This window comes from Sphingomonas sp. Leaf339, from assembly GCF_001426195.1.
Lineage (GTDB): Bacteria > Pseudomonadota > Alphaproteobacteria > Sphingomonadales > Sphingomonadaceae > Sphingomonas.
The window spans coordinates 193,573-218,556 of the sequence record NZ_LMRS01000001.1 but is presented as its reverse complement, the minus strand read 5'-3'; the positions used below and the strand labels follow the sequence as shown (position 1 = coordinate 218,556).

The following is a 24,984-nucleotide window of genomic DNA, read 5'->3' as shown; positions in this document are numbered from 1 at the left end:
CCGGCCCGAATTTGCCACGGGCGCATCATTCCGCGGGATGCGGGCCGTCCTCACGATACCCGATCGACCCCGGCCTGACCCCCAGACGCGGGCCACGAGCCGGCCCGGCCACACCGATCACCTCGGCGCCGTCATCGCCAGGCCGGAACGTCAGCAGGCGACGACCAAGCCGACTGCCCAGCCGCGTCTCGACACCCACCGCCAGGCTGAACCCGGCCGGCACGATCAACAGCGTCAACAGCGTCGACAGGACCAGACCGCCGATCACCGTCACGCTCATCGGCGCGCGGAACGATCCGTCACCAGTCAACGACAGCGCGGTCGGCACCATGCCCGCGACCATCGCCACCGTCGTCATCACGATCGGCAGCGCGCGCTTGTGCCCGGCATCGACGATCGCCTCGAACTTCGGCACGCCGTGGCTCATCTCCTCCAGCGCGAAATCGACCAGCAGGATCGAGTTCTTGGCGACGATGCCCAGCAGCATCAGCAGACCGATATAGACCGGCAGCGACACCGACATGCCCGCGATCCACAGAGCGAGACACGCGCCCAGCGGCGCCAGGAACAGCGACCCCAGATTGACGAACGGCGGCAGGAACCGGCGATACAGCAGCACCAGCACCGCAAAGAGCAGGAAGAAGCCCGAGGTGACGGCCAGGATGATGTTCGTTACCAGTTCCGCCTGCGCCTTGGACTGGCCGACCGACAGCCGGCTGACCCCGATCGGCATCGACGTGACCGCCGGCAATGCGAGGATCTGCTTCATCGCGTCGCCCTCGATGATGCCGGGCGCCAGATCGGCGCCGATCGTCAGCTGGCGTTGCTGCGCGATGCGGTCGATTTGGGTCGGCCCGGCGCCGAAGCCGATATCGGCGACGACCTTAAGCGGCACCGATCCGCCGTTTGACGTGCTGACTGGCAAGTTCTCGATGCTCGACAGCTTTTCGCGCGCGCTTTCCGCCAGCGCGACGCGGATCGGAATCTGGCGGTCATTGAGCGAAAAGCGGGCACTGTTCTGATCGATGTCACCCAGCGTCGCCACCCGGATCGCGTTCGACAGCGCGCTGGTCGTCACGCCCAGATCGGCGGCCAAGTCCATTCGCGGCCGGATCACGATCTCGGGCCGTTGCAGGCCACCCGCGGTGCGCGGCGCGCGCAAGATCGGCAGATGGCTCATCTGTTCGACGATCTTGTCCGCCGTCTGTTGCAACAGCACAGGGTCGTCGCTGCCCAGCGTGATCTGGATATCGCGGCTCGGCCCGCCCCAGCCATTCTGGTTCTGGAACGACACCCGCGCATCGGGGATCGCCGACAGCGTCGGCGTCAGCGCGCGTTCGAATTCCACGCTGGTCCGGTCGCGATCGTCCGCCAGCGTCGCGGTGACCCGGCCGTTGCCCACAAACGCGCGCTGATAGACGGAGGTAACGATCGGCTTCTGATCCGACAGGATGCCCGCCACACGGCTGACCACCGCCTGCGTCTGCTCCAGCGTCGATCCCGGCGGCAATTCGACCTGTACGGTGCTGCGATCATTATCGCGTTGCGGCTGGAATTCCTGCGGCAACACCATGAAGATCGCGACGGTGGCGATCAGCGCGAGGACGCTGATACCCATGATCCACACCCGGTGATCGACGAAGTGCGACACCAGCCGCCGCCAGCCACCCTGCGCCGACAGCCGCCGCTGCCGTGTCTGGTCGAGCGACCAGCGCAACAGCGCGACGTATCGGCTCATCACCGGGCCATCCTCTGTCGGTTCATGCCCACCCGCCTTCAGGAAATAGGCGGCGATCATCGGCGTGATAAGCCGCGCGACGGCGAGACTCATCAGCACTGCCGCGACGACGGTCAGGCCGAAATTCTTGAAGAACTGCCCCGACACGCCCGGCATCAACGCAACCGGCAGGAATACCGCGACGATCGACATCGTGGTCGCCAGCACCGCCAGCCCGATCTCGTCGGCGGCGTCGATCGATGCCTGATACGCGTTCTTGCCCATCCGCATGTGCCGGACGATATTCTCGATCTCGACGATCGCATCGTCCACCAGCACGCCCGCCACCAGGCTCAGCGCCAGCAGCGTCATGTTGTTCAGGCTGAACCCCAGCAGGTCCATGAACCAGAAGGTCGGGATCGCCGACAGCGGGATCGCCAATGCCGAGATGAAGGTCGCGCGCCAGTCGCGCAGGAACAGGAAGACCACGATCACCGCGAGCACCGCGCCTTCGATCATCGATCCGATCGCGTTCTCATATTCGTGTTCGGTATAGGTGACGCTGGTCGACAGCAGCTTGAACTGCACCGACGGATTGCGCTTCGCCAGCGCGTCCAGCCTCTTCACCGCCTCATTATATACGGTGACGTCGGACGACCCCTTGGTCCGTGTAAAGCTGAACGAAACGACCTGATGGCCATTCACCGCCGACGACGATTTCTGCTCGGCATACGCATCGCGCACATCGGCGATGTCCGCCAGCCGAACCGTCCGCCCATTGCCCAGTGAAATCTGCGTCTGGCCCAGTGCATAGGCATTCTTGGCGTTGCCCAGCACGCGCACCGATTGCTCGGACCCGGCGATCTCTGCCTTGCCGCCCGTCGCGTTGAGATTGACCGCGCGCAGCGCCGCATTGACGGTGTTGGCGGTCAGGCCCTGCGCCTGCAGCTTCACCGGATCGAGGATGACCCGGATCTCGCGCGCGACGCCGCCGTTGCGCTCCACTGCGCCCAGCCCCGGCACCGACAGCAATTCCTTGCTGACGGTATCGTCGATATACCAACTCAACTGCTCCACCGTCATATCGGTGGTCAGCGCAGAGAAATTCGCGATATCCTCGTCGCTGGTGTCGAAACGGCCGATCTGCGGCTCCAGGATACCGTCCGGCAAATCACCGCGGATCTGCGTGATCGCATTACGCAGATCGTTCACCGCCCGGTCGATATCGGTGCCCAGCTGCAACTGGATGATCGTTTGCGAATTGCCTTCCTTCACCGTCGACCGTATCTCATCGATCCCGCGCAGGCCCCGCGCCGCCGCCTCGACGCGCTTGGTCACCTGTGTTTCCAGCTCGCTGGGTGCCGCGCCCGGTTGGCTGATTATGACGAAGGCGACCGGGAAATCGATATCCGGCTGCTGGTTCACATCCATGCGCATGAAGCTGACGATGCCGGCCAGCGTCAGCGCGATGAACAGCACGATCGGCACCACGGGGTTGCGGATCGACCAGGCGGAGATGTTGCGGAAGTTCATCGGCTGTTATCCGTTGGTCGCAGTGGCAGTGGCAGCGGCGGGGGCCGCGGCGCGCAGGACCGGCTTCACCTTCTGACCCGGCGACAGGAACGCACCCGCCGCCAGCACGACCCGCTCGTTTCCTGCCAGTCCGCCGATCACCGATACGCCAGCGTCGCTGACCTGACCGACCTTCACGTCGCGGCGCTCCGCACGGTTCTGGCCGTCGAGGACATATACGTAATTGCCACGGCCGTCGCTCTGCACTGCCGACTCTGGCAGCAGCGGCACCGCGCTCGTCGCGTCGCTCACCGTCGCTGAGGCAAACCCGCCCGGCCGCAGCGCAGGGTCATAACGCAATGCGATCCGCGCGATCCCCTGTCGCGTCTGCGGATCGATGACCGGCGACACCTGCCAGACCTCGCCCGCAAAGGTCCGGGTGCTGCCGACCGGCGTCACCTGCGCCCGCGCGCCAACACGCAGACCTTGCAGATCCGCCTCGCTCATCTGCGCGCGCATTTCCATCTGGCCGCCCTGTGCCATGCGGAACAGCACGCCGCTGCCCGAACTGACGATCTGGCCGGGTTCCGCCTGCCGAGTCAGGACCAGCCCGGCAGCCGGCGCGCGGATATCGAGCCGGCCGTTGCGCGCCTGCGATTCGGCATAGCTGGCACCCGCCACCTTCACCCGCGCCGCCGCGGCATCGCGCGTCGCGACGCGGCGTTGCAGATCCGCCTTCGAGATGAAACCACGATCGACCAGCGATGCGGCACGATCCAGCTCGGCTTGCGCCAGCGTCAGGTCGGCCCGTGCGACATTCACCTGCGCACCCAGCGCCGCGGCGGTCTGCACCTGTACCGATCGATCGACCATCGCCAGCACCTGACCCGCATTCACCCACTGGCCCGGTTCGACCAGCACGCGCGTAATCATGCCGCCCTCGCCCGCGACGCCCACCGGCATCTCGCGGCGCGCGGCCAGCGTACCGGTCGCGGCAATGGTACGGTCGACGGTGCTGCGGCCGGGCACGACCACGGTGACGCTGGGCAATTGCTCGGCCCCGGCAGCGGTGCCGGGCGTGGCGGCAGAATGGTTGCCCCGTCCCCAGATCGCCCACGCACCGATCGCCAGCACGACCGCAATCACCGCCGCGATGATCCACGCACGACGAGCAGGCGGCGCCACGGGGCCGGTCAACCGGTCCTGCGCGATAGAGCCTGATTCGTAATTCATCCCGTCGCCATCCCATCCCCGGCTATTCACGGCCGCCTCGTCAGCGCTGTATTATCGAAATAAGTCACCGGGCTCAAGACCCTTCCCCGACGGCCGGTCACTGCCTGCCCGCAAACAACGGTTCCCGCAACCTGGCTTGTCATTCGGTCCGTTCATCGCCGGTTGATCGTGGCCGGGGCATGGCAACGGGGCAACAGGAGAAACAACGATGCGCCTTGCCCTACCCGTCATGATTGCCCTCGCCGCCGTGCCAGCCGCTACATTGACCACCGTCGCCGTCGCGCAGGCCCCGCAGACCAGCATTCAGCCGATGATCCCTGCCAGCGGCACCGTGGTCGATGTGATGGCCGAGGGCCGGACGACCCGCGTCCCCGATCTCGCCACGATCCGCGCCGGCGTCGTCACCCCCGGTGCCACCGCCGCGCAGGCATTGTCGGACAATGCGAACGCCATGGCCCGCGTGATGGCCGCGCTGCGCAAGGCCGGCGTCGCGCCGCGCGATCTCGCCACCGCTACGGTGCAGTTGGCGCCGCAATATCGTTATGCCGACAATCAGCCGCCGGTCATCACCGGTTATCAGGCGACAAACAGCGTCTCGGTCCGTTTCCGCGACGTCGCGCGGTCGGGTGCGATTCTCGATGCGTTGGTGAAGGAAGGCGCCAACCAGATCGACGGACCGAACCTGTCGCTGGCCGAGCCGGATGCCGCGCTGGACGAGGCGCGCGCCGATGCGGTGAAGCGCGCCCGCGCGCGCGCCGAACTCTATGCCCGCGCCGCTGGCCTCCGCGTCGTTCGCATTGTCTCGATCGCCGAGGCGGGACAGGACAGCGGTGGCCCCGAACGGCCGATGATGCTGATGGCCCGTGCCGCCAAGGCGGACATGTCGACCGAAATCGCACCTGGCGAAAAGGATGTCACCGCGACCCTGCAGGTCCGTTTCCTGCTGGATCAATAACGCAAAAAAAGGGGCCGCCCGGTCGCCCGGACGGCCCCTTGTTCGATCCCGCCGAGGCGGCAGGATCAGTGCTTCAGCGCACCCGGCCGCGACGGACCAGGTTCACGATCGCCAGCAGGATGACCGCACCCAGCAGCGACACCAGAAACGAGGTGACGTTCAGCGGCTGGTTGTTGATCGAACCACCCGAGATGATCAGGCCGCCAAGAAAGGCGCCGATGATGCCGACGATGATATTCAGGAAAATGCCCTGCTGCGCGTCGGTGCGCATGATGATGCTGGCAAGCCAACCGATGACGCCGCCGACGATCAGCCAAAGAATAATGCCCATGTCCAGTCCCTCCGTTAAAGCCCGCGACCGGAGCGGGCGATGCCGGAATAACCTGTATTGCTCTATCTTGTTCCGGGTCCGGTTCGATTAGTGTGGACGTTTATGGGATCGGGTCCAGGATCGGGACGACTTCGCCGTTGTCGGCCCCGCCCTTCCCGATCCGGGTCAGTATTTCAGCTGGCGTTCGTACAGCGTGCGATAATGCTGGATGCGCGTGACGCGCAGGCCGGGCATCCCCGACCGATCGATCGCTCGCTGCCACCCGGCGAATTCCTCCGCCGTCAGCCCGTATCGATCGCACACCTCGTCCACCGACAGCAGCCCGCCGTTGACGGCCGCGACCACCTCGGCCTTGCGGCGAACCACCCACCGGGTGGTGGAAGGCGGCGGCAGGGTATCGACCGTCAGGGGCTCACCCAGCGGGCCGATGACTTTGGCGGGACGAATCTTTTCGTTCTGGATCATGTTCAACCTCTGCCGGGGCTCCCGGCCCCCTCGAAACGCGTACTGGTGATGTATCGGCCGCTCCTGAAGAACGCCTGAAACGCCACGGTAAACGAACCCTTCATCTGTCTTTCCATCGGCTCATGCGGGCTGCCACGCGCGGATTGAACGCGCCGTGCGTGGGTGCCAGCAAGCCGCCGCCCACAGCGGCGACCGCCGTCAGCGAACCGGTTGCCAGGCCGGCCTGCACCAACCCCGACTGCACGATCGCGGTCGGACTCATCTCCTGTCGAACCGACAGGTCGATCATCAGCGTGCCCAGATCCTCGGGCAGCGCGGCGATGTCGACGATGCCATCGAAAGAGGAATGGGTCAGGTCCAATGCAGAATGTCTCCGGGTTCGTCGGATGGAAGCTGTACACGCACGGTCATGAAGGTCGGGTAAAGCCGCGGATAACCTATCGTGAACCTTCGTTTACGCCTGCATGACTGTCCTTTGCCGATTTGCACGCCTCCCCACGCGCGCCTATGTGCGCGGGCCTATGGACAACGGCATCGATCAGCACGGCGATTTCCAACTCGACGACCCGCGCGGCAAGCGGATCGTCGTGGCGATGTCGGGCGGGGTCGACAGTTCGGTCGTCGCCGCGCTCGCCGTGCGGACCGGGGCCGAGGTGATCGGCGTCACGCTGCAGCTATACGATCATGGCGAGGCGGTCGGTCGCGCCGGCGCCTGCTGTGCCGGTCGCGACATCCGCGATGCCCGCGCCGTCTGCGATCGCCTCGGCATCGCGCATTACGTCTTCGACCATGAAAGCGCGTTCCGCACGTCGGTGGTCGACAAATTCGCCGACGAATATCTCGCCGGCCGCACCCCGATCCCGTGCGTATCCTGCAATACCGGCCCCAAATTCACCGATCTGCTGGGCCTGTCGCGCGAACTCGGCGCCGATTGCTTGGCCACCGGCCATTATGTCCGCCGCGTGGCCGGCCCCGCCGGGGCCGAGCTGCACCGCGGCGCAGATCCGGCCCGCGACCAGAGTTATTTCCTGTTCGCCACCACCCAGCCGCAGCTCGACTATATCCGCTTCCCGCTCGGCGGCCTGCCCAAGGCACGGGTGCGTGAGATCGCGGCCGAACTGGGCCTCGGCGTCGCGACCAAGCCCGACAGCCAGGATATCTGCTTCGTCCCCGATGGCGATTATGCCGGGCTGGTCCGCAAGCTGCGCCCCGATGCGGTATCAGGCGGCGACATCGTCGATCTGGCCGGCGAGAAGCTGGGCGAGCATCGCGGCCTGATCCACTTCACCGTCGGCCAGCGGCGCGGGCTGGAGATCGGCGGCCATGCCGAACCGCTCTATGTCGTGCGGCTGGAACCGGCCACCGCCCGCGTCGTCGTCGGCCCCCGCCGCGCGCTGGCGGTCGAGGCGGCGTCGCTGGAGAATGTCAACTGGATCGGTGGCGATCATGATGGCCCGCTTACCGCGAAGGTCCGGTCGATGGCTCGCCCGGTCCCCGCGCGCTTCATGGATGGCCGGCTATCGTTCGATACGCCCGAATATGGCGTCGCCCCCGGTCAGGCGGCGGTGCTGTACGCTGGCGAACGCATTCTGGGTGGCGGCTGGATCGCAGCCACCGAAGCGGCGCTGATCGCCGCCTGACTCGATCGCCCAATAATATAATTGGTGGGGCAAGGCGGGAGAGAGCGATACACTTCGCTCGATCTCCCGCACCATCGTGTCGCCGGTGCCGGTTTTGACCGGCGGCTCCGCTCCGCATTCATATTTCTGATTGACGGCGCAACGACAGTGGCCGGCTGCTAGCGGAGTTGCGCACGAAAAAAAAGGGCCGGCAAAGCCGACCCATGAAAGTTTTTAGGAGAGGATGCCTGAAAGGCACAGTCGTTGTGCAGCGCAGCGTATGATTTCGCAAGTGCAACTTTATCGTATCCGATTGCACAAACTGCAATCGTGCCATTCAGGGGAGCAGGAACGCACCCTCGATCACCGTCACGCATTGCCCGCCCAGCATCACGCGATCGTCCGCCAGCCGGCACGACAGGCGGCCACCGCGCGCGCTCGCCTGCCACGCGGTAAAGGCGTCACGTTCCAGCCGCGCCGCCCAATATGGCACGATCACCGCATGCGCGCCGCCGGTCACCGGGTCCTCGTCGATGCCGAAGCCGGGCGTGAAGGCACGGCTGACGATATCGGTGGTATCGCCCGGCGCGGTCACGATCACCAGGATTTGACCCGCCGCCGCCAGCGCCCGCTGATCCGGATCGCACGCGCGGACCGCGGCCTCGTCGGCCAACACGACCACCGCATAACCGCCATCATGCCACAGTGTCTCGACCGGATCGGTCACGCCCAGCGCCGCGACGATCGCCGGCAGGGGCTTGGGCGCCGGTGCCAGCGCGGGCAGCGCCATCAAATAGCCTGTTCCCTCGCGCTCGACTTCCAGCACGCCGGATCGACGCGTGCGGAACCGCACGCGGTCGAGCGCGGTATCCGATTGCAGCACGACATGCCCGCTCGCCAGTGTAGCATGGCCGCACAGCGCGATCTCGGCCGCCGGCGTGAACCAGCGCAGTTCAAAATCCGCCTCGCCCGTCTCGTCCGGCAGGAAGAACGCTGTCTCAGACAGGTTGTTTTCCTGCGCGATCTTCAGCAGCACCGCGTCGTCCAACCAGGTCGACAGCGGCATCACCGCCGCCGGATTGCCCCCGAACGCCTCGTCGGCGAAGGCATCGACCTGCGTGAAGGGAAGCCGCATCGTTACAACCTCTTGCCGAACCAGTGGGGCGTCACGTCCGCCTCGACCAGCGGATTATCGGTATCGACATGGCCCTCGGGGTCCAGATGGATCAGCACCTCGACCTTGGGAAAGGCGCGCTTCAGGTTGCGCTCCACTCCCTCGACCAGATCATGCGCCTGCGCGATCGTCAGGTTACGATCGACCTCCATGTGGAACTGCGCGAAATCGTGACTGCCCGATCGGCGGGTACGGAAATCATGGATGCCACGCAGGCCGTCCTGCCGCGCCGCCACGTCGAGAAAACTGGCGCGCTGATCCTCGGGCCATTCCTTGTCCATCAACTGGTCGATGGCATTGGACGATGCCTGAAACGCCCCCCAGGCCAGCCACAGCGCGATCACGATGCCAAAGATCGGGTCCGCCTTGGTAAATCCGAAATATTGATCCAGCACCAGAGCGACGATCACCGATCCGTTCAGCAGCACGTCCGACTGGTAATGGACGTTGTCGGCCATGATCGCGACCGACCCGGTCTGGCGGATGATGCGCCGCTGATACCAGAGCAGCACCATCGTCGCACCGATCGCGATGATCGACACGCCGATGCCGAATTCCGCATCCGCCGTCGGCGCGTGACTGCCGAACGCCTGCACCGCGCGCCAGGCGATGCCCGCCGCCGATGCGGTGATTAGCGCCACCTGGAACAGCGCCGCCAGCGCCTCCGCCTTGCCATGGCCGAAACGGTGATCGTGATCCGCCGGCGTCGCCGCCAACCGCACGCCGTACAAGGTTACCAGCGAGGCGAGCAGATCGAGCCCCGTGTCCGCCAGCGACCCCAACATCGCCACTGACCCGGTGTGCCATGCGGCAAAGCCCTTCAACCCTAGCAGGAACGTCGCCATCGCGACGCTCGCCAGCGCCGCCCGCGTCGCGTGCGGGATGAACCGGCGGCGTTCTTCGCGTGTCATGGGAACAGCAACCCCTCGCTCCAGCCGGCACCATCACGCGTGAACAGCCGCCGCTCATGCAGCCGGTGCGCGCGATCCTGCCAGAATTCGATCCGTTCGGGCGCGACGACATACCCGCCCCAGAATGGCGGGCGCGGCACGTCCTGCCCCTCGAACCGCGCCGTCACCTCGGCCACGCGTGTCTCGAACGTTTCGCGGGAATCGAGCGGCCGCGACTGATCGGACGCCCACGCCCCCAGTTGCGAATCCCGCCCGCGCGATGCGAAATAGGCGTCGGACTGCGCATCGGTGGCCAGCGTCACCGGCCCCTCGATCCGCACCTGTTTGCGCAGCGATTTCCAGTGGAACATCAATCCGGCATGCATGTTCGCCGCCAGTTCGCCCGCCTTGCGCCCCTCGCGGTTGGTATAGAACACGAAGCCATCGGCCCCGTGCCCCTTCAAGAGCACCATCCGCACCGACGGACGTCCCTCGGCATCCGCGGTCGCCAGCGCCATCGCGTTGGAATCATTGATTTCTGACGCTCTTGCCTCGGCATACCATGCGTCGAACAAGGCGATTGGATCGTCGGCCATCGCCGTCCCATAACCGATCTTCGCGACCAACGGAACGAGTCCCCATTCACGTACATTGTCTAGGCGGCATTCAGCGGTGCGCGAAACTGAGGTGGCAGATGGCGGCACGGGCATATTGGCAGGGACAGATCCGGCTCGCGCTGGTGTCGATCCCGGTCGAAATCTATTCCGCCACCAAAAGTGGCGCCGCCGTCCAGTTCCGCCAGATTCACGAACCATCGGGAAAGCCGATCTCGTACGAAAAGGTCGTCACCGGCGTCGGTCCGGTCGATGTCGACGAGATCGTGAAGGGTTATGAAGTGTCCAAGGGCGAATACGTCCTGCTCGAACAGGACGAGATCGATGCGGTGAAACTGGAATCGAAGAAGACGCTGGAGCTGACCCAGTTCGTCGACGCGCACGAAATCGACGTTCTCTATTACGAAAAACCCTATTTCGTCGTCCCCGCCGACGATCTGGCCGAGGAAGCATTCATCGTCCTGCGCGAGGCGTTGCGCCGGACCAAGAAGGTCGGGCTGGGCCAACTGGCGATGCGCGGCCGCGAATATATCGTCAGCCTGAAACCCTGCGGTCGCGGGCTCGTGATGGAAACGCTGCGCTACGCCGACGAGGTTCACAAGGCGCAAGGGTATTTCCGTGAAATCCCCGACGACAAGCCCGATCCCGAACTGCTCGACCTCGCCGAGGCGCTGATCGACCGCAAATCCTCTGCCTTCGATCCCGCCAGTTTCCACGACCGCTATGTCGATGCGCTGAAGGCACTGGTGGAGCGCAAGCGCAAGGCGAACGGCAAGAAGATCATTGAGGACAAGGACAAGGGCGACACCGGCGGTTCCAACGTCGTCGACCTGATGGCGGCGCTGCGCAAGTCGATGGGCGACAAGGCTCCCGCGAAAAAGGCGCCGGCAAAGAAGACACCCGTCAAGAAAGCTCCGGTCAAGAAACGTGCCTGACGCACCCATTGACCCCCTCGCGCTTTATAACGCGAAGCGGAACTTCGCGAAGACCGCCGAGCCCGCCGGCACGCTCGCGCCCGGCCACGGCAACAGCTTCATGGTCCAGAAGCACGACGCCACCCGCCTGCACTGGGACTTCCGCCTGGAGATCGACGGCGTCTTGAAAAGCTGGGCGGTCACCCGCGGCCCCAGTCTGGACCCGGCCGAAAAACGCCTCGCCGTCCGTACCGAGGATCATCCGCTCAGCTATGCCACGTTTGAAGGCACGATCCCCGCCGGCGAATATGGCGGCGGCACCGTGATGCTGTGGGACCGCGGTACCTGGTCGCCGATCAAGGGAAAGAGCGCGAAGGATCTCGACAAGGGTCATCTCCACTTCGTCCTCGATGGCGAACGGATGAAGGGCGAATGGCTCCTGATCCGCCTGAAGGGCCGCCCCAAGGAAAAGCGCCAGAACTGGCTGCTCCGCAAAATCGACGACGCCGAGGCCGGTGGCACCGACATGCTGGTCGAAGAAGCACTGACCAGCATTTCCACCGGCCGAACGATGGCCGAGATAGCGGATGGCAAATCCTCCCCGGCAAAGGGAAAGACGAAACCGGTGGAGGCGCGGCCGCGAAAAACCCTTCGCAAGCGATCCGCCACCGCAACCCCACAATTCCGCGACCCCCAACTTTGCACCCTGGTCGATACTGTCCCCACCGGCACCGCTTGGCTGCACGAGATAAAATACGACGGCTACCGCGCCCTGATCGCTCTCACCAACGGCAAGGCGAAGGTCCACACCCGCTCCGGTCTCGACTGGACCGACAAGTTTCCCACCATCGCCAAGGCCGCCGCCACCCTCCCCGGCACCGCGCTGATCGATGGCGAGATCGTGTCGTTCAAGGACGGGAAACCCGATTTCTCTACCCTGAAGAACGCCATCGCCGGCAATGGCGCCATGACGATGTTCGCCTTCGACCTGATTGAACAGGACGGCGAAGACCTTGCTGCCCTGCCCCTCACCACTCGCAAGGATCGCCTCCGCGCGCTGATCGGCGATGGCACCGATCAACTCCGCTATTCGGAACACGTCATCGGCTCCGGCGAGCAACTGTTCGATCAGATGTGCGCCGAGGGCATGGAGGGCATCGTCTCCAAACGCGCCGACAGCCCCTATCGCGGTGGCCGCAGCAAGGCGTGGCTGAAGGCGAAATGCATCCAGCGGCAGGAATTCGTCATCGTCGGCTGGCAACCCTCGACCAAGGGCCGCGGCTTCGCCTCGCTTCTGCTCGCTACCCATGACGACGGCGAATGGACCTATCGCGGCAAGGTAGGCACCGGATTCGACGCCGCCACCTTCGACGACGTGTCCGCCAGACTGAAACCCCTCGCCCGCAAGATCGCACCGGTAAAGGCGCCCAAGGCCATGATCCGCGGCGCCCACTGGGTCTCGCCCGATCTTGTCGCCGAAATCGCCTATGCCGAAATCACGCCCGACGGCATCCTCCGCCATGCCAGCTTCGTCGGCCTCCGCACTGATAAACCAGCCGCCGAGGTCGTCGCCGAAACGCCGGCGCCACCGCCTGCCGATATCAAGCTGCCGACCATCTCCAGCGCCGATCGCCTGATCTTCCCCGACTCCGACGTTACCAAGGGCGACCTCGCCGCTTATTATGCCGCCGTCGCGCCCGTCATGCTGCCCTGGGCCGGCGACCGCCCGGTCAGCCTCGTCCGCTGTCCACAGGGTCGCGCCCGCGCGTGCTTCTTCCAGAAACACGATGCCGGCAGCTTCGGCGACCTGGTTCATCAGGTGCCGATCCGCGAGAAAGACAGCTCCACCGAAAACTACCTCTATGTCGATGACGCCGCCGGCCTCGTCGCGTGCGTGCAGATGGGGTCGATCGAATTCCACGGTTGGGGCGCCGCCAACGCCGCGCTGGAAAAACCAGACCGCATGGTCTTCGATCTCGACCCCGACGAGGGCCTCGATTTCGCCGACACCAAAAAGGCTGCCGAGCATCTGAAGGAACAGCTCGCCGAACTTGGCCTCGTCAGCTTCCCTTTATTGTCCGGTGGTAAGGGTGTGCATGTCGTCGTACCGCTGACCCCGCAGGCGGAATGGCCCGCCGTGAAGGACTTCGCCAGCCGCTTTGCCCAGGCGCTGGCGCAGGCCGAACCCGACCGGTTCGTCGCCACCATGGCCAAGGCGAAGCGCAAGGGCCGCATCTTCATCGACTGGCTGCGCAACCAGCGCGGCAGCACCGCGATCATGCCCTATTCCGCCCGCGCTCGCGCCGGTGCGCCCGTCTCGGCCCCGGTATCGTGGACCGAACTGCGCGACACAGACACCGCCGCCCGTTTCACCGTCCGCGATGCCCAGGTTCTGATCGACCGCGCCGGCAGCCGCGCGTTGCAGGGATGGGGTATCGCCGACCAATCGCTGCCCGATCTGTAAAAAGGGAAAGGGCGTTTCCGCGCACACGATTGCAATCGGTTTGGATTCCGTTTTCAGACACTATATTCGATTGGCATGAGGAAAGAATTCGACCTTCCCGACAACGATCTGGCCGAACGTGCGTCATGGGCGCGGCTGATCGGCGATCATGACCGGATCGCACGGATGTCCCGTGCGCTCGCAGCGGTATCGGCCGAGCCGGTGTCCAGTCGGGGCAAGGCATCGGCCATGCTCGCGCGGCTCGCGGTCGTGGTGGCGGATCATCTCGGCGTCGAGCGCGAGATGGTCGATATGACCGCGGTGGCGATGGCGGCCGATTACAGCGCCGACACCGTCATCGACATGCAGGCGACGCTGGATTTGCTGAAGCAGGACTGGAAGGCGTTCATCGCCCGCTGGCTGCCGACGATCGAGGCTGATGGCTGGACGCAATTCGGCATCGATGCCGCGGCGATGCTGCCCCGCCTGTCGCGACAGGTCGAACAGGAGAACCGCCTGCTTTATGACGGCGCCGTCCGGTACGGCATCATCGGGCTGGGGCACACCGTCGTCCACTGATCCATCGACGATCGTCGAAACATGTTGCGCCTGACTGTGGTCCTGTGTGACCACCGCAGGGCATCAACCGCACCCGACGATCGTAAAAGGACGTGCAAGCGACAGCCATGGCGACGCAGCCCGCTCCCCCTTCGACGACATTGTTCGATGCGCAGGTCCATGCCCGCCGCTGGATCGATGATTACTGCGCGCGCGCGCCAACTCACGACATCCTGTGTCAGGGCGACACCGCCGCATGGCAGGCGATGTTCGAGGAACTCGCTGCCGTCGCCTCGGACGATCTCGGCCATGCGCGCGAGCGGGTACAGCGGCACGCGACCGATATCGGCACCGGTTTCCGCATCATCGGCGATGGTGAGGAACGACCCTGGCCCGTCTCCCCCGTCCCGCTGCTGATCAACGCCGCCGAGTGGACTGGCATCGCCGCCGGCGTCGCCCAGCGTGCCGTGCTGTTGGAACGCGTCACCGCCGATCTCTATGGCGTCGGCAAGTTGGTCGCGAGCGGCACTATCCCTGCCGCACTCGTCACCGGTAGTCCGCTGTTCCTGCGGCCGATGGTGGGCATCGATCCGCCCGGCGGCCATCACCTGCATTTCATCGGCGTCGATCTCGCCCGTGGGCCCGGCGGCGAATGGCGGGTGCTGGCCGATCACCTCCGCGCGCCCGCCGGCGCCGGCTATGCGCTCGAAAACCGGCTCGCGGTCGCGCGCACGCTCGGCGGGTTGCAGGCCAAGCTGAACATTCACCGCCATGCGCCGTTCTTCGCCGCGTTCCGAGCCGGCATCGCCGCCGCCTGCCGCCGCACCGATCCGCGCATCGGCCTGCTGACCCCCGGCCGTTACAACCCATCCTATCCGGAACAGGCGCATCTCGCCCGGTATCTCGGCCTTTTGCTGGTCGAGGGGGCTGACCTCGCCGCACTGGAGGGCAAGGTCTATGTCCGCACCATCGCCGGCCTGAAACGGATCGACGCACTGTGGCGCCGGCTCGATCCGCGCCTGCTCGATCCGCTGGCGTTCGATACCCATTCGCAAATCGGCGTCCCCGGCCTGATCGACGCCTGGGCGGATGGCGAGGTCGTGCTCGCCAATGCCCCCGGCGCCGGCGCGCTGGAGGCCCCCGCCTTCGCCGCGTTCATGCCGACGCTGTCGCGCGCCGTGCTCGGCGAGGCGCTGAAACTGCCCACCATCGCCACTTGGTGGTGCGCCGGCGACGCCCAGCGCGCGCATGTTGAGGCGAACCTCGACACCCTCACCATCGCCCCCGCCTTTGGCCACCTGCCGCTCGGCCTCGCCGACCATGCCTCGCGCGCCGACCTGCTTGCCGATCTCGCGCGTCGACCGCAGGATTATGTCGGGCAGGAGGAGGTTGCACTGTCGACCATGCCTGTCGTCGTCGGCGACCGGCTCGAACCGCGCCCGTTCACGCTGCGCGTCTTCGCGGCGCGCGGCGCGGATGGCGAATGGGTCGTGATGCCCGGCGGTTTCGGCCGGATCGGCGAACATCCGCAGGCCACCGCCGTGGCGATCGGCGAGGGCCTGTGGTCGGCGGACGTCTGCATCCACGGCTCCGAACCCGTCGCCGCCGTGTCGTTGCTGACCGCGCCCGATTCACTGCACGTCCGCCGCAATCCCGGCACCTTGCCCAGCCGCGTCGCTGACAATTTCTACTGGCTCGGTCGCTATCTGGAACGTGGCGAGGCGCTGTTGGCGGCGATCCGCGTGCTGCTCGGCAATTCGATCGACGTCGATGGCGGCGCGGTGCTGTCGCCGGCCACCGTCGGCAAGCTCGTCGGCCTGATCGTCGGTGCCGGCGGCGCGGCGCACCCGCCCGGCCTGTCGCGCGCCGCGCTGACCGCCTTTGCCCGCGCCGCGATGGAGGACGAGGGCTGGCAATCGGTCGCCGCCGTCAACCGCTATGCGCGGGAGATCGGCGAGGCATCGCGCGATCGCCTGTCCGCCGACATGGTCCGTTTGCTGGAGGCACCCTTTCCCACCCAGCGCGGCATGCTGGAACGCGCCGGCACGCTGCAACGCCGCTACGCCGCCATCGCCGGGCTATCGGCGGAACACATGGTCCGTAACGATTCGTGGCGCTTCCACGATCTCGGCCGCCGTATCGAACGCGCCATGGCCACCGCCCGCGCGCTGCGTCTGTTCGGGATGAAGGACGATATCGTCTCTACCCCCGACGATCTGTCGACGCTGCTCGATCTCGCCGATAGCCAGATCAGCTATCGCCAGCGCTATCCCACCGGCGTCGCCCGCGTACCCGTCGTCGATCTCGTCGCGCTCGACCCCGGCAACCCGCGCAGCCTGGCCTTTCAGGCCGAGCGCATCGCCGAACATCTGGCGAAGCTGCCCGTGCTGGGCGACGACGACATGGCCGAATCGCAACAGGCCCACGCCACCGCCCTTGCCGCGATCGTCACTACGGCCACCGCCGCCGACCTGAACCCCGACACGCTCGGCGACGTCGAACGCCGCCTTGGCACCCTCTCGGAAGCTGTTGCCCGCCGCTATTTCCTGCAAGGCGCCGAACCGCTCCGCGCCGTGGGCCTGACGCTTGCGTAGCCCCGTAGGATCACGATGATCTACCACATCCGCCACATCACCCGCTTCGATTATGGCAATCAGGTGAAGTTCGCCCGCTGCAACCTGCGGCTGAAACCGATCGATTGGCCGGGCCAGCATCTTGAGGATTACACCCTCACCGTCGAACCCGTCGGGCGCCTCGGCCCCGCCCATGCCGAGGCCGGTCTGGCGAACGTTACGCGGCTCGTCGTCGATACACCCGTGCGCACGCTGTCGATCGAAAGCGCCTCGCATGTCACGGTCGATCGCCTGATCCCGATCCCCGATGCCAGCGATCCGACGCTGGCGGAGATCGCCGCCTGGGCACTCGCCAGCCACGACCTGTCCGCCGCCGGCCCGGCCAACTACATCTATCCCTCGCCCCTGATCCCGCTCGATCCGGAAATCGGCGACTGGTGCGCGCAGGACCTGGCGCCCGACCGTGGCTGTCTGGAGGCCGGCATGGCGCTGGCGCTGCGCATCCAGCGCGATTTCCAGTTCGACGGCACCGCGACCTTCGTCGATACGCCGCCGCGCGATGCCTTTCGCCAGCGGCGCGGGGTGTGTCAGGATTTCGCGCAGATCATGATTACCGGGCTACGCGCCGCCGGCCTGCCTGCCGCCTATGCGTCGGGCTATATCCGCACCATCCCGCCCCCCGGCCAGCCCCGCCTCGTCGGTGCGGACGCGACCCATGCCTGGGTATTGCTGTGGTGCGGGCCGGTGCGCGGCTGGGTCGGGATCGATCCGACGAACGGCATCTGGATGGCGGGCGATCACATCGTCATGGCGGTCGGCCGCGACTATGCCGAAATCGCCCCCGTCGACGGCGTCGTGCTCGGGTCGGGCGCACAACAGATGGACGTCAGCGTCGATGTCGAGCCGTTGGATGGTGCGCTGCCCTACAGCACCGCCCCCTGATATCATCCGATCGCCCCCGGCCCATCCATTCGGGGGCGAAGCGTCGGAAAGTCACACTCCACCCCGTCCACGGTGTGACTTTCCGTTTTTAAAGGCTGATTACCCGCCGGTCACTGCATTGGGATTGCCCGTCTTGTCGTCGTTGTCGCCATCCGGCCCGGAATAATCCATCTCGGTCTGGCCGCCATGTTTGAAGAAGCCCTCGTTCTTCTCCGTCTTGCCGGTCTGCGGGTTGTGATAGGCGCCACCGCCGCTCTCGCCGCCCGCACCCTTGGCCGGCGCGTTCTCGATCCCGTCGGGGGCGGTGCGAGGGCTATTCTCACCGCTGGCCTGCATCGGTTGCTTGTCGGTCATGTTGCTTCTCCTCGGCCGTTCAACGCACCAGCAACCAACCGCGTTGCGCCGAGCGCGGGACTGCCCCACATAGGCCGGTAACACACATAGGACCCGTGAATGGCCGATCCCTACAAGACCCTCGGTGTCGCCCGCACCGCTACCGAGGCTGACATCAAGAAGGCATATCGCAAGCTCGCCAAGGAGCTTCATCCCGATCGCAACAAGGATAATCCCAAGGCGTCGGAGCGGTTCAGCCAGGTCACCAACGCCTATGACCTCCTGTCCGACAGGGACAAGCGCGCCCGCTTCGATCGCGGCGAGATCGACGGCGACGGCAATCCCGCCTCGCCCTTCGGCGGCGGCTTTGGCGGCGGGGCGAGCGGCCGTCCTGGTTACGGTCCGCCGCCGGGTGGCGGTTTCCGCAGCCAAGGGTTCGACTTTCCCGGCGGCAGCGACACCGGCGACATGAGCGACATCTTCGAGGGACTGTTCGGCGGCGGCACCCGCGCCGCCGGTGGCGGCTTTCAGGGCGGCTTCGGCCGTCGCCAGCCGCCACCCAAGGGTGCAGACATTCAGTACAAGCTGCAGGTTTCCTTCACCGACGCCGCCACGCTCGCCCCCCAGCGAGTGACTTTGGGCGACGGCAAGGCGATCGAGGTGAAACTGCCCGCCGGTCTCCAGTCGGGCACCCAGATGCGCCTGTCGGGCAAGGGCGAACCCGGTGCCGGCGGCGCCGGTGACGCCATCGTCACGATCGAGGTCCAGCCACACCGCTTCTTCGAACGCGACGGTGACGATGTCCGCATCAACCTGCCCATCGCGCTGGGCGAGGCGGTGCTGGGCGGCAAGGTGAAGGCACCGACGGTCGAAAACGCCGTCATGCTCACCATCCCCGCCGGCACCTCGTCGGGCCGCACGCTCCGGTTGAAGGGCAAGGGTTTCCACAAAAAGGGCGGCGGTCGCGGCGATCAACTGGTGACGCTGATGGTCGACGTCCCCGCCGACGATGCGGCCCTGCGCGAGTTCGTCGAGGGCTGGGCCGGCCGCGACGGGGGGAACCCGCGCGCCTCCATGGGCGTCTGAACCCCTCGTGGACGATAATGATGATCTCACCCCGGAAGCCCGCTCGCACAATCGCGCCCGTGCCCAATTCGATCGCCAGCTGGCGAAGGTAAGGCCGGGCAGCTACGCCTTCGAGATATTGAAGCGGGCCGCGCTGGGTGTGTTCAACGACGGTTTCACCCATGCCGGCAACCTAGCCTATCTGGCGCTGATGACGCTCTTCCCCTTCTTCATCACTGCCGCCGCGGTGCTGTCGTTGCTCGGCCAGAGCGAAGAGACGGTCCGGGCGGTGGATGGTTTTCTGCACGTCCTGCCGCCCGACGTCGCCGACTTGCTCCAGAAACCGATTTCGGACGTGCTGGCGGCGCGGACCGGCAATCTGTTATGGCTGGGCGGTCTGGTCGGCCTGTGGACGGTCAGCGGGTTTGTCGAGACGATCCGCGACATCTTTCACCGCGCCTATGGCCTGAAGGCGACAGCCGCATTCTGGAAATCACGCCTGTCATCGTCAGGCGTGATCATCCTGTCCGTCGTCGTCGCGCTGTTCGCGTTCGTGGCGCAGGGCGTACTGACCGCCGCCGAGCAGTTCGTGTATCGCCTGCTGCCTTTCGCACAAGGGTGGGTCGGCCTGATCGGTCTGTCACGGCTCATCCCCGGACTTATCATGTTCGGCGCGCTGTACATGCTGTTCTATTCGGTCACGCCGTCCAAATACCGATATACCAACAGCCGTAAATGGCCGGGCGCCGCTTTCACCACTTTGTGGTGGGTCAGCATGACAGCGCTGCTGCCGTTCGTGCTGAGCCAATTGGGCGGTTACGACCTGACCTATGGCGGCATGGCGGGGGTGATCGTGATGCTGTTGTTCTTCTACATCATCGGTTTGGGCCTGGTTTTTGGTGCCCATCTGAACGCAGCACTGGCGGAACCGCCTGAACCGGCGCTACACGACACCACGATGACAACGGCAGAGGCACAGGCGGCGTGAACGGATTGATGACAGGCAAGCGGGGGCTCATCATGGGCCTCGCAAACGATAAGTCGCTGGCCTGGGGCATTGCGAAGTACCTGTCCGAAGCCGGGGCGGAACTCGCCTTCTCATATCAAGGCGCGGCGATGGAAAAGCGCGTGCGGCCGCTGGCCGAGCAACTGGGCGTTGCCCGTCTGTTCGATTGCGACGTCGCCGACATGACCGCGCTGGACGCCACCTTCGCCGCGATCGCCGAGGAGTGGCCGACGATCGATTTCGTTGTCCACGCCATCGGCTTTTCGGACAAGTCGCAGCTGCGCGGTCGCTATTACGACACCACGCTCGACAACTTCCTGATGACGATGAACATCTCCGCCTACAGCCTCGTCGCCGTCGCCCAGCGTGCACGCAAGCTGATGCCGGAGGGCGGTTCGATCCTGACCCTGACCTATTACGGCGCCGAAAAGGTCATCCCGCATTACAACGTGATGGGCGTCGCCAAGGCCGCGCTGGAAACCAGCGTGAAATATCTTGCGGTCGATCTGGGGCCGGAGAATATCCGCATCAACGCGATCTCCGCCGGCCCGATTCAGACGCTGGCGGCGCGCGGCATCGGCGATTTCAACTACATCCTGAAGTGGAACGAGCTGAACAGCCCGCTCCGCCGCACCGTGACGATCGAGGATGTCGGTGGCGCCGGCCTGTACCTGTTGTCCGATCTGGCCAGCGGCGTGACGGGCGAAATCCATCACGTCGATGCCGGTTACAACGTGATCGGCATGAAGGCCGAGGACGCACCCGACATCGCGCTGGCCTGATGCTCACCATCCGTCCCGCCGCGCCCGGCGATGTCGCCGCGATCGATGATCTGTTGCGCACCACCTTCCCGGCGCCCGCCGAGGCGCGCCTGATCGGCGATCTATGTGCCGAGGGGGACATGGTCCTGCTGCTCGTGGCTGCGGACGAAGGTAGCGGGAAGATCGCCGGTGTCGCGGCGTTCAGCCGGATGGACGTCTCGGTGGCGGATCAGTCAGTCCCTTCCGTCGCTCTGGCACCTGTCGCCGTTGCCAGCGACCATCGGCGACAGGGCGTGGCGGAGGCACTCGTCACGGCCGGGCTGGAGCGGCTGGAGGAAGAGGGCGTCGTCCTCTGTTTCGTGCTCGGTGATCCCGCCTTTTACACCCGGTTCGGGTTCGACCCGCGGTGTTCGAAGGGTTTCGTATCGCCCTATGCCGGCGAACATCTGATGGCGATGCCGTTGCAGGGTGGCCTGATGCCTTGCGGCGTGCGGGGCGAGGCACGGCATGCCGCCGCGTTCGCCCGGTTGGGACAATCCGCATGAGCTGGAACAGCTTCGGCCGCGTGCTGCGCTTTACGACTTGGGGCGAAAGCCACGGCCCGGCAATCGGTGCGGTGGTCGATGGCTGCCCGCCGGGAATTGCCCTGACCGAGGCCGATATACAGCCATGGCTCGACAAACGCCGCCCCGGCACCTCGCGCTTCACCACGCAACGGCGTGAACCGGACGAAGTTCGCATCCTGTCCGGCGTGTTCGACGGCCGCACCACCGGCACGCCGATCAGCCTGATGATCGAAAATGTCGACCAGCGATCGAAGGACTATTCGGAGGTCGCCAAGGCATATCGCCCCGGCCATGCCGATTATGCTTATGACGCCAAATACGGCTTCCGCGACCATCGCGGCGGTGGACGATCCTCCGCCCGCGAAACCGCCAGCCGTGTGGCGGCCGGAGCGGTCGCCCGGCTCGTCATCCCGCAGGTTCAAGTCCGCGCCTGGGTGGAAGCGATCGGCGGCGACACGATCGACCCCGCCCGCTTCGATGCGGCCGAGATCGACCGCAATCCCTTCTTCTGTCCCGACCCCGAAGCCGCCCGCCGCTGGGAGGCGTTGGTCGATGAGGCGCGCAAGGCCGGTTCGTCGCTCGGTGCAGTGATCGCCTGCGAGGCGAACGGCGTCCCCGCCGGCTGGGGTGCGCCACTCTATGCCAAGCTGGATGCCGAACTGGCGGCTGCCTGCATGGGCATCAACGCAGTTAAGGGCGTGGAGATCGGCGACGGTTTCGCGGCCGCCAGCCTGTCCGGCGAACAGAATGCAGACCCGATGCGCCCCGGCGCCGAAGGCCCCGAATTTCTCGCCAATCATGCTGGCGGCATCGCCGGTGGTATCGCGACGGGACAGCCCATTCGCCTGCGCGTCGCGTTTAAACCGACCAGCTCGATCCTGACCCCGGTCGAGACGATCACTCGCGAGGGTGACGCGACCGAGATCATGACCAAAGGTCGGCACGATCCCTGCGTCGGCATCCGCGGCGTTCCCGTCGTCGAGGCCATGGTCGCGCTCGTCCTGGCGGATCAGGCGTTGCTTCACCGGGCTCAATGCGGCTGATCGTAGGGAACGTCTGCCGCTAGCAAGTCGTTCTACCTCTGACAAAAAATCAGGAGAGAACATCATGCGTATCATCCTTCCCCTCGCCGCAATCATGTTATCCATCCCGGCAATCGCCACCGCTCAGACGGGGTCGACCGCCCCCGGATCGACCGGCAGCTCCGTCGGCAGCATGCCCGGCCAGACGACCGGAACGCTTGGTACCGGCACATCGGGAAGCCTTGGCTCCAATCCGATGGGCACGGGAACGATGGGAACTGGGACGACGGCGTCCGGTACGACGGGTGTCGGTTCTACACCCGGTATGCAGGGGCAGACCACCCGCTCGACCCGCACGCGTCGCGGTCGCACGACGATGTCAACACCGGGCGGCGTCGGCGCCTCCGTCAACGACGGCGCCACGGTAAACACCCCGGGAGCGGCCGGTAATTATGGTGGGACCACCACAGGATCGACGATGCCGGGCAGCGCAGCGATGACTGGAACGTCGGGTATCGTGACCACCCCCGGTCCGCGTTAAATGATGGCAGGCGACCGGGGCATCATGCTCCGGTCGTTTCGGCCAATACCTCCGCCAGCAAATCCTTGCGGCTGAGTTTTCCGATCATGGTCTTCGGCATACTGGCCCGAACGATTACTTTATCGACCCGCTCATGCCGCCCCAGTTGTGGGTTAAGCCAGCCACACAGTGTTTCGTCCGTCACTACCGCATCGTCGTTCAGCGTGACAAATGCGCGCGGTCGTTCGCCGCGATAGGCATCCGGCATACCGATCACCAACGCCTCTTTCACTGCCGGATGATGGTACAGTACCGCCTCGATCTGGCTGGGAAAGACCTTGAAACCACTGACGGCGATCATGTCCTTTAGCCGATCGACGATTGTCACAAAGCCTTCGGCATCGATTATGCCGACATCGCCGGTTCGCAACCATTGGTCGCTTGCCGCGTCGACGACGAACACCTCATCATCGGCATCTGGGCGGTTCCAGTAACCCTTCATGATCTGCGGCCCGCGCAAGACGATCTCACCGGGTTCGCCCGGCGCGGCGGACCGGGTGGGGTCTTCCTTGTCCACTAGTCGCAGATCCGTGCCGGGCACCGGTTGCCCGATCGTGCCGTCCTTGCCCCCCGTTTCATACGGGTTGCACGATACGACCCCGGAACTTTCCGACAAGCCATACCCCTCGACCAGCGCCGCGCCCGTCACCGCCCGGAACCGCGCCTTCAGTTCGGCCGCAAGCGGCGCACCGCCGGAAATACAGATTCTGAGCGAGGAGAAATCTGTCGTTGCAGTCTTCGGGTGATCAAGCAGCGCCTGATACATGGTCGGTACGCCCGGCAGCGACGTCGCCTGCGTCCGCTGGATTGCGGCCAATACCTGTCCCGCATCGAACCGTGGCAACAGTACGATCTCGCCACCAGTCACGATGGTCCGGTTCAACACGCATGTATTGGCGAAGACATGGAACAGCGGCAGCACGCCGAGGATCCGATCGGTGATCTGGCCGCGGTCTGGATCTAGGCCCGCGACCTGCACTGCATTCGCCGCCAAGTTGCGATGCGTCAGCATCGCCCCTTTGGGCGTGCCGGTGGTGCCGCCCGTATACTGGATCAGCGCCACATCATGAACCGGATCGATCGACGGCGTGGCGCACGTCCCCTTGTTGGCGATCAATCGCGAGAAGGCGGTGATGCGCGGATCGTTCGGGGTCTTCGCAACCTCGCGCCGACGCCACAACCGATAGATTAATGATTTGGCCGGTGGCAGTGCCCCCGCCACCGATCCGACCACCAGTCGTTCCAGCGCGCTTCGTTCCAGTACCTCGATGGCCGTTGGCAACAACGCAGTCGCAGACAGCGTAAAGAGCAGCCGCGTCCCCGAATCAGCCACCTGGTCCGCTAATTCCGTCACCGTATAGAGTGGCGAGAAATTGACGACCGTCGCCCCCAGTTTCAGGATACCATAATAGGCCGCCAGATAATGCGGCACGTTCGGCAGGAACAATCCAATCCGGTCGCCAGGGCCATACCCCATCGCCGCCAGCCCGCACGCCACCCGGTTCGCGCCATCATGAGTCTCGGCATAGCTGTAGCGCCGACCAAGAAAATCGATCAGCGGCGCCGACCCGTGCCGGGCCGCAGCGTCGTCGAACAGATCGACCATCGATCGCTCATCCGGCACGTCGCCCCAGGGTACGGGGTGGCGATAATGGATTACCCAAGGTCGTTCGTCGCTCATTTACATCAGTGTAAGCAAGCTTACGCAAGC

23 protein-coding genes are annotated in these 24,984 nt (G+C 65.5%); 13 read left to right on the top strand and 10 right to left on the bottom strand.

Annotation, left to right across the window (positions count from 1 at the left end; genetic code table 11):
* Positions 1–25: 25 nt before the first annotated feature.
* Both ASG67_RS01040 and ASG67_RS01035 read right to left on the bottom strand, forming a co-directional pair.
* Positions 26–3,250, bottom strand: coding sequence for an efflux RND transporter permease subunit (locus ASG67_RS01040; protein ID WP_056524080.1), 3,225 nt, complete (start codon positions 3,248–3,250; stop codon positions 26–28).
* A 6-nt stretch (positions 3,251–3,256) separates the two neighbouring features.
* Positions 3,257–4,462 (bottom strand): efflux RND transporter periplasmic adaptor subunit, encoded by a 1,206-nt coding sequence (locus tag ASG67_RS01035; protein WP_056524077.1) that lies wholly within the window; start codon positions 4,460–4,462, stop codon positions 3,257–3,259.
* 208 nt (positions 4,463–4,670) lie between these two features.
* Here ASG67_RS01035 and ASG67_RS01030 point away from each other — a divergent pair, with 208 nt between their 5' ends.
* Positions 4,671–5,417, top strand: coding sequence for an SIMPL domain-containing protein (locus tag ASG67_RS01030; RefSeq protein WP_082543220.1), 747 nt, complete (start codon positions 4,671–4,673; stop codon positions 5,415–5,417).
* A gap of 73 nt (positions 5,418–5,490) precedes the next feature.
* Here ASG67_RS01030 and ASG67_RS01025 read toward each other — a convergent pair whose 3' ends face one another.
* The 3 genes from ASG67_RS01025 to ASG67_RS01015 form a co-directional block, all read right to left on the bottom strand.
* Positions 5,491–5,748 (bottom strand): GlsB/YeaQ/YmgE family stress response membrane protein, encoded by a 258-nt coding sequence (locus ASG67_RS01025; protein ID WP_056524073.1) that lies wholly within the window; start codon positions 5,746–5,748, stop codon positions 5,491–5,493.
* A 165-nt stretch (positions 5,749–5,913) separates the two neighbouring features.
* On the bottom strand, positions 5,914–6,213 hold the full coding sequence (locus ASG67_RS01020; protein WP_056524071.1) for a DUF1153 domain-containing protein: 300 nt from the start codon (positions 6,211–6,213) through the stop codon (positions 5,914–5,916).
* A gap of 100 nt (positions 6,214–6,313) precedes the next feature.
* Positions 6,314–6,574: a hypothetical protein gene (locus ASG67_RS01015; RefSeq protein ID WP_056524069.1), complete on the bottom strand. Its 261-nt coding sequence runs from the start codon at positions 6,572–6,574 to the stop codon at positions 6,314–6,316.
* A 160-nt stretch (positions 6,575–6,734) separates the two neighbouring features.
* Between ASG67_RS01015 and mnmA the strand changes: the two genes are divergently transcribed.
* A complete protein-coding gene (mnmA, locus tag ASG67_RS01010; RefSeq protein WP_056524066.1) occupies positions 6,735–7,853 on the top strand; it encodes a tRNA 2-thiouridine(34) synthase MnmA in 1,119 nt (372 codons plus the stop codon).
* A gap of 316 nt (positions 7,854–8,169) precedes the next feature.
* Here mnmA and ASG67_RS01005 read toward each other — a convergent pair whose 3' ends face one another.
* Genes ASG67_RS01005 through pdxH form a run of 3 tightly spaced genes read right to left on the bottom strand, consistent with a single transcriptional unit; the run spans position 8,170 to position 10,492 of the window.
* On the bottom strand, positions 8,170–8,967 hold the full coding sequence (locus ASG67_RS01005; protein ID WP_056524064.1) for a PhzF family phenazine biosynthesis protein: 798 nt from the start codon (positions 8,965–8,967) through the stop codon (positions 8,170–8,172).
* A 2-nt stretch (positions 8,968–8,969) separates the two neighbouring features.
* A complete protein-coding gene (locus tag ASG67_RS01000; protein WP_056524063.1) occupies positions 8,970–9,917 on the bottom strand; it encodes a cation diffusion facilitator family transporter in 948 nt (315 codons plus the stop codon).
* Entirely contained in the window at positions 9,914–10,492 is a 579-nt protein-coding gene (gene pdxH, locus ASG67_RS00995) for a pyridoxamine 5'-phosphate oxidase (RefSeq protein WP_056526169.1), read from the bottom strand. Before pdxH ends, ASG67_RS01000 begins: the two co-directional genes overlap by 4 nt.
* 98 nt (positions 10,493–10,590) lie before the next feature.
* Here pdxH and ASG67_RS00990 point away from each other — a divergent pair, with 98 nt between their 5' ends.
* The 5 genes from ASG67_RS00990 to ASG67_RS00970 all read left to right on the top strand — a co-directional run bounded on the left by ASG67_RS00990 (position 10,591) and on the right by ASG67_RS00970 (position 17,940).
* Positions 10,591–11,445 (top strand): Ku protein, encoded by an 855-nt coding sequence (locus ASG67_RS00990; protein ID WP_056524060.1) that lies wholly within the window; start codon positions 10,591–10,593, stop codon positions 11,443–11,445.
* Positions 11,438–13,888, top strand: a complete 2,451-nt coding sequence (gene ligD, locus ASG67_RS00985; RefSeq protein ID WP_056524057.1) for a DNA ligase D — start codon at positions 11,438–11,440, stop codon at positions 13,886–13,888. Before ASG67_RS00990 ends, ligD begins: the two co-directional genes overlap by 8 nt.
* Before the next feature lie 75 nt (positions 13,889–13,963).
* Positions 13,964–14,446 carry a hypothetical protein gene (locus tag ASG67_RS00980; protein ID WP_056524054.1) on the top strand — a complete coding sequence of 161 codons (483 nt, stop codon included), beginning with the start codon at positions 13,964–13,966 and terminating at the stop codon, positions 14,444–14,446.
* Positions 14,447–14,553: 107 nt separating this feature from the next.
* Positions 14,554–17,019, top strand: a complete 2,466-nt coding sequence (locus ASG67_RS00975; protein ID WP_056524051.1) for a circularly permuted type 2 ATP-grasp protein — start codon at positions 14,554–14,556, stop codon at positions 17,017–17,019.
* A gap of 15 nt (positions 17,020–17,034) precedes the next feature.
* Entirely contained in the window at positions 17,035–17,940 is a 906-nt protein-coding gene (locus tag ASG67_RS00970) for a transglutaminase family protein (RefSeq protein ID WP_056524048.1), read from the top strand.
* 99 nt (positions 17,941–18,039) lie between these two features.
* On the opposite strand, the gene ASG67_RS00965 is transcribed toward ASG67_RS00970, so the two are convergent.
* Positions 18,040–18,294: a hypothetical protein gene (locus tag ASG67_RS00965; protein ID WP_056524045.1), complete on the bottom strand. Its 255-nt coding sequence runs from the start codon at positions 18,292–18,294 to the stop codon at positions 18,040–18,042.
* A gap of 99 nt (positions 18,295–18,393) precedes the next feature.
* Here ASG67_RS00965 and ASG67_RS00960 point away from each other — a divergent pair, with 99 nt between their 5' ends.
* The 6 genes from ASG67_RS00960 (at position 18,394) to ASG67_RS00935 (ending at position 23,234) form a co-directional block, all read left to right on the top strand.
* Positions 18,394–19,359 (top strand): DnaJ C-terminal domain-containing protein, encoded by a 966-nt coding sequence (locus ASG67_RS00960; protein WP_056524042.1) that lies wholly within the window; start codon positions 18,394–18,396, stop codon positions 19,357–19,359.
* 7 nt (positions 19,360–19,366) lie between these two features.
* Positions 19,367–20,326 (top strand): YihY/virulence factor BrkB family protein, encoded by a 960-nt coding sequence (locus ASG67_RS00955; protein ID WP_056524040.1) that lies wholly within the window; start codon positions 19,367–19,369, stop codon positions 20,324–20,326.
* A gap of 8 nt (positions 20,327–20,334) precedes the next feature.
* The gene (gene fabI / locus ASG67_RS00950; RefSeq protein ID WP_056526166.1) at positions 20,335–21,126 is read left to right on the top strand and encodes an enoyl-ACP reductase FabI; all 792 of its coding nucleotides are present in this window, start codon (positions 20,335–20,337) and stop codon (positions 21,124–21,126) included.
* Positions 21,126–21,650, top strand: a complete 525-nt coding sequence (locus ASG67_RS00945; protein ID WP_056524036.1) for a GNAT family N-acetyltransferase — start codon at positions 21,126–21,128, stop codon at positions 21,648–21,650. Before fabI ends, ASG67_RS00945 begins: the two co-directional genes overlap by 1 nt.
* Positions 21,647–22,714, top strand: coding sequence for a chorismate synthase (aroC, locus tag ASG67_RS00940; RefSeq protein ID WP_056524033.1), 1,068 nt, complete (start codon positions 21,647–21,649; stop codon positions 22,712–22,714). Before ASG67_RS00945 ends, aroC begins: the two co-directional genes overlap by 4 nt.
* 64 nt (positions 22,715–22,778) lie before the next feature.
* Positions 22,779–23,234, top strand: a complete 456-nt coding sequence (locus ASG67_RS00935) for a hypothetical protein (RefSeq protein WP_056524030.1) — start codon at positions 22,779–22,781, stop codon at positions 23,232–23,234.
* A 22-nt stretch (positions 23,235–23,256) separates the two neighbouring features.
* On the opposite strand, the gene ASG67_RS00930 is transcribed toward ASG67_RS00935, so the two are convergent.
* Positions 23,257–24,954, bottom strand: coding sequence for a long-chain-fatty-acid--CoA ligase (locus tag ASG67_RS00930; protein ID WP_056524027.1), 1,698 nt, complete (start codon positions 24,952–24,954; stop codon positions 23,257–23,259).
* Positions 24,955–24,984: the final 30 nt, after the last annotated feature.